This is a genomic window from Streptomyces sp. NPDC006283 (assembly GCF_040613325.1).
Lineage (GTDB): Bacteria > Actinomycetota > Actinomycetes > Streptomycetales > Streptomycetaceae > Streptomyces.
This window is the reverse complement of sequence record NZ_JBEXRZ010000336.1, coordinates 1-4,823: the sequence shown is the minus strand read 5'-3', so window position 1 is coordinate 4,823 and position 4,823 is coordinate 1. Positions and strand designations below refer to the sequence as shown.

Sequence of the window (4,823 nt, the reverse complement as noted above, 5' to 3'; positions counted from 1 at the left end):
GGGAAGCCGGTGCGCAGGAGGGCGAGGCTGCCGTCGACGAGTTCGGTCAGGCCGTGCGGGGCGGGTGCATGAGCCAGATGCCTCCGGCGGGCCCTCTCTCCGAGGGGGGATCGTCGTCGGCCGCCGGCTCGGTGGGGTCCAGGGGTTGGTGCGGGTCGCGGTGCACTCCCTCGACGACCGGGCCCCAGAGGGTGCCACGAACCTCGGGGACGCTCCAAGGACGCCTACGGCGTCGCTGCGCGGTCGCGCGAGCGCGGTCCTTTCCGGCCCCCGAGAACCGCAGCAGCGCTACGCGCGCCCGACCGACGAGGGAGCACCCCGCTGAGGCCTGATCCATGGACGCAGGAGCCCGGGTCGCCGACCCTACGGCACCGCCGGCCGGGCGCCGAAGTACTGCTCCGACCCCGACCACAACGCGATGAGCGCCTACCGGGCCAAGCGGCAGAAGGGCACGGGCGGCACGAAGGCCGCGCCCGCCGAGGAGACGTCCGGCCGGGTCGTCACCGACGCCGCCCGGGCTGCCGGGATTGTGCAGGGGGCAGTGCTGGAGAAGGCCGAGGGGTTGAAGGCGGAGCTGGAGCGCTACCTGGAGCTGCTGCAGACCGTCACCGACCCAGACGCCGCCGAGTTCCGCAAGGAGGCGACCGCCGAGCGCACCCGGCGGGAGAACGCTGAGGAGCGGGCGGGGCTGTTGCTCGGCGTGAAAATGCCGACGAAGGCGGCGTTCGCGATGCCGACGGGCTGTGACTGGCGACGCCCCGCCGGAGGGTGTTCCGGCGGGGCGGCCGTCGGCAAGGTTCGTTTTCGTCGGCGAGGTGCCGGTCTGCGTCAAGGTGCTGTGACTGCAACCCGGCGGATCTCGACGGCGGTGATGGTGACGCCGGAGGCCGTCCAGCCGCTTGCTGGCGGAGTCGCTTCGCGAGCTTGTTCCTCGGTGTCGAACAGCATCATTGAGAAGCCGCTGCCGTCGGCCGGCTCGGGCCAGTAGCCGGTGATGAAGCCGGGAGCTGAACGGATCTTGGGCAGGATGTCGTTCATCAGCGCGCCAGCGGCAGCCGAGGCCTGATCGGGGGCAATCGTCAATGTCACGAGTGCTGCGTGCATACGTCCTCTGCTGTTCGGACTTCATCCTCATCCAGTAGGACGGCACCACGAGGCAAAGTCATCGGTGATGGGCCGCGTGGGTGTATGGCCTTGCTGTCATGGAGCGGGAGCCCGGCGGCACCCTGCGGGTGCGGCGCGGTCTGTTCACCGCACGCTCGATATCCATAGAGGAACGCCGACTGCGCGGCATCGACCTCGTCGAGCCGTTGGGCGTACGCCTGTTCGGCGCGGCGCGGCTGGACGCGGTCGCCACCGGACTGGTCAAGGACGACAAGGACAAGCACGCCGACATCAACGTGCTGCTGCCCGTGGCGCCCCGGGTGCTGGCCGACGAGGTCGCGGCCCACGTGCTCCGCGAGACGTACGCCCCGACCGACACGTCACTGCTGACCGCCCACCCGCCGGCCGCCCGTGGCCGGCGGCTGCGGTGGGCCCTGGGCGCCGTCCTGCTCCCGACCGCGGCCCTGGCGCTCCTCGGCGCGCTGCTCACACCCGTCCTGCTGTGGATCGCGGTGGCCTGCGCGGTGCTCGGCATCCCGGCGGCGGTGCTGCTGGGCCTCGACGCGTACCGGGCGCTGGGCCACGGGATCTGTGGCGCGTACCTTCTCACCCGCTCGGGCACGGTGCGCCGCAGCACGGTGGCGCTCCAACGCACCGGGGTGATCGGCTGGACCGCCCGCCAGTCGCTCTTCCAGCGCCGGGCCGGCCTGATCACGCTGACGGCGACGACGGCGGCGGGAGCGGGCGGATACGGCGTCCACGACGCCGCGGAGGGGGAAGGGCTGACGTTCGCGGCGACGGCGGTGCCGGGGCTCCTGGACCCGTTCCTGGAGCGCGGGTGACGCCTGGCGGCGTCTGTGTCTCGGGTCGTCGGGGCTGACGCTTGCCCGCCGGGCTCTGGCCCGAGCCCCGCGCCTCAATCTCCCCCTACGGCCTGACGGCCGTGGGGGGTACCCCCAGCAGGGGTGGAGTGGACGGCGACGGCCCTTTTCGAAACCGGGCTTCGCCCGGACCCGTACCGCGCTCCGCGCGGTGTCCTCAAACGCCCGACGGGCTGAATTTCGCTCCGCGAAATCAGCCCGTCGCCACATCCTCAGCGGGTTACGCCGACGCCGGCGGGTACAGGTCGCGCGGCAGCTTCGACGCCGCCGCCGCGTCCAGCAGCCACAGCGTCCTCGCCCGCCCGTAGGCTCCCGCTGCCGGGGCCTGGATCTCGCCCGCGCCGGACAGCGCGATCTCCGCCGCCTCCGCCTTGTCCTCGCCCGCCGCCAGCAGCCACACCTCACGTGCCGCGCGGATCGCCGGAAGTGTGAGCGAGATGCGGGTCGGCGGCGGCTTGGGGGCGCCGTGCACCCCGACCACCGTGCGTTCCGTCTCGCGGACCGCCGGCAGTTCGGGGAAGAGCGACGCCACATGCGTGTCGGGCCCGACGCCCAGCATCAGCACGTCGAACGTCGGCACGGGGCCGTGGTCCTCCGGGCCCGCCGCCGCGGCGAGCTCCTCCGCGTAGGCGGCGGCTGCCGCCTCCACGTCGGAGCCGTGCGCGCCGTCCGACGCGGGCATGGCGTGCACCCGCGACGGGTCCACCGGCACGCGGTCGAGCAGCGCCTCACGTGCCTGTGTGACGTTGCGATCGGGGTCGCCCTCGGGCAGGAACCGCTCGTCGCCCCACCACAGGTCGAGCCGCGCCCAGTCGATCGCGTCCCGCGCCGGGGACGCACCGAGCGCGGCCAGCAGGCCGTTGCCGTTGCGGCCGCCGGTGAGGACGACCGACGCGCAGCCGCGGGCGGCCTGGGCGTCCACGATCTTCGTGATCAGCCTGGCCGCGGCCGCCTGCGCCATCAGTTCCTTGTCGCGGTGGACCACGAGCTGCGCGGCGCCGGTCATTTCGCGGCCGCCTTCTTCGCCGGGGCGGCCTTCTTCGCCGCCGGGGCGGGCGCCGCCTTCTTCTCCGCGTTCTCCGCCGGCTGCTCGGCGGGCGCGGGCGTCCGCGACGTCGCGCCGCCGCCCAGCCGCTCCACGCCGTACCGCAGCGCCGACGCGTACGTGTCGTCCGGGTCGAGCCGGCGCAGTTCCTCCGCGATCAGCTCGGCCGTGTCGCGGCGCTTGAGCGCCACCGCGCGGTCGGGCTGGCCCTGGATGGAGAGCGTGGCGAGCGACCCGTCGGCGCGGTCGAGCACGATGGGGCCGCTGCTGGAATCCATCCGTACGGACGTCAGACCGGGGCCGGACGACGACGACCGCTTCACCGGTACGTTCAGCCGGTCCGCGAGCCACATCGCCAGCAGTTCACAGCTCGGATTGAACTCCTCGCCCTCCACCTCGACGGAGGTGACCTCGCAGGTGACCTGGTCCAGAGCCGCGGCGAGCATCGAACGCCACGGTGTGATCCGGGTCCACGACAGGTCGGTGTCGCCGGGGGTGTACGCCTGTGCGCGGGCCGTCAGCTCACGCACCGGCTGCTCTGCGGCGTACGTGTCGGTCACCCGGCGCTGGGCCAGCGAGCCGAGCGGGTCCTGTGCCGGGTCGGTCGGCGCGTTGACCGGCCACCAGACGACGACGGGCGCGTCGGGCAGCAGCAGCGGGAGCACCACCGACTGGGCGTGGTCCGTGACCTCGCCGTACAGCCGCAGGACGACCGTCTCGCCGGTCCCCGCGTCCGCGCCGACCCGCACCTCGGCGTCGAGCCGGGCCTTGGCCCGGTCACGCGGCGAGCGCGAGACCCGCTTGATGACCACGAGGGTGCGCGAGGGGTGCTCGCGGGACGCCTCGTTGGCGGCCTTGAGCGCGTCGTAGGCGTTCTCCTCATCGGTCACGATGACCAGGGTGAGGACCATGCCGACGGCCGGGGTGCCGACCGCGCGGCGGCCCTGCACCAGCGCCTTGTTGATCTTGCTGGCCGTGGTGTCCGTAAGGTCGATCTTCATGGCCGACGCCAGCTCCGTCCGTCTCGTGCGAGCATTTCGTCCGCCTCGTCCGGCCCCCAGGTGCCGGCCGGGTACTGCGCCGGCTTGCCGTTGGCGTCCCAGAAGTCCTCTATCGGGTCGAGGATCTTCCAGGACAGCTCGACCTCCTCCACACGCGGGAAGAGGTTGGAGTCGCCGAGCAGCACATCGAGGATGAGGCGCTCGTAGGCCTCCGGGCTGGACTCCGTGAACGACTCGCCGTAGGCGAAGTCCATCGAGACGTCCCGGACCTCCATCGAGGTGCCGGGCACCTTGGAGCCGAACCGCATGGTCACGCCCTCGTCCGGCTGCACGCGGATGACCAGCGCGTTGTGCCCGAGCTCCTCGGTGGCGGTGGAGTCGAACGGCGAGTGCGGCGCGCGCTGGAAGACGACCGCGATCTCGGTGACCCGGCGGCCCAGCCGCTTGCCGGTGCGGAGATAGAAGGGGACGCCCGCCCAGCGGCGGTTGTCTATCTCCAGCTTGATCGCGGCGTAGGTGTCGGTCTTCGACTTCGGGTCGATGCCGTCTTCCTGCAGGTAGCCGACGGCCTTCTCGCCGCCCTGCCAGCCCGCCGTGTACTGCGCGCGGACGGTGTCCTTCGCAAGGTCCTTGGGCAGCTTCACCGCGCCCAGCACCTTGGTCTTCTCCGCCGCGAGTGCGTCCGCGTCGAAGGAGGCGGGCTCCTCCATGGCGGTGAGGGCGAGCAGCTGGAGCAGGTGGTTCTGGATGACGTCACGGGCGGCGCCGATGCCGTCGTAGTAGCCGGCCCGG

Annotated in this window: 4 protein-coding genes and 1 pseudogene; 2 read left to right on the top strand and 3 right to left on the bottom strand. The window is 72.5% G+C overall.

All coding sequences use genetic code 11. From position 1 onward, the window contains the following. Window positions 1-418 precede the first annotated feature (418 nt). Together ABZ070_RS35340 and ABZ070_RS35335 are read left to right on the top strand one after the other, a co-directional pair. Window positions 419-988, top strand: coding sequence for a hypothetical protein (locus ABZ070_RS35340; protein ID WP_356640066.1), 570 nt, complete (start codon window positions 419-421; stop codon window positions 986-988). 217 nt (window positions 989-1,205) lie between these two features. Then, window positions 1,206-1,946, top strand: a pseudogene (locus tag ABZ070_RS35335) (PH domain-containing protein); the annotation flags it as partial. 259 nt (window positions 1,947-2,205) lie between these two features. On the opposite strand, the gene pgl reads toward ABZ070_RS35335, so the two are convergent. From pgl to ABZ070_RS35320, 3 genes are all read right to left on the bottom strand, one after another. Next, window positions 2,206-2,991 carry a 6-phosphogluconolactonase gene (gene pgl, locus ABZ070_RS35330; RefSeq protein WP_356640064.1) on the bottom strand — a complete coding sequence of 262 codons (786 nt, stop codon included), beginning with the start codon at window positions 2,989-2,991 and terminating at the stop codon, window positions 2,206-2,208. Continuing rightward, the gene (gene opcA / locus ABZ070_RS35325; RefSeq protein ID WP_356640062.1) at window positions 2,988-4,031 is read right to left on the bottom strand and encodes a glucose-6-phosphate dehydrogenase assembly protein OpcA; all 1,044 of its coding nucleotides are present in this window, start codon (window positions 4,029-4,031) and stop codon (window positions 2,988-2,990) included. The genes pgl and opcA overlap by 4 nt, the downstream gene beginning before the upstream one ends. Next, window positions 4,028-4,823, bottom strand: a 796-nt coding sequence (locus ABZ070_RS35320) for a glucose-6-phosphate dehydrogenase (RefSeq protein WP_356640060.1), incomplete at its 5' end; no start/stop codon positions are given. The genes opcA and ABZ070_RS35320, both read right to left, overlap by 4 nt.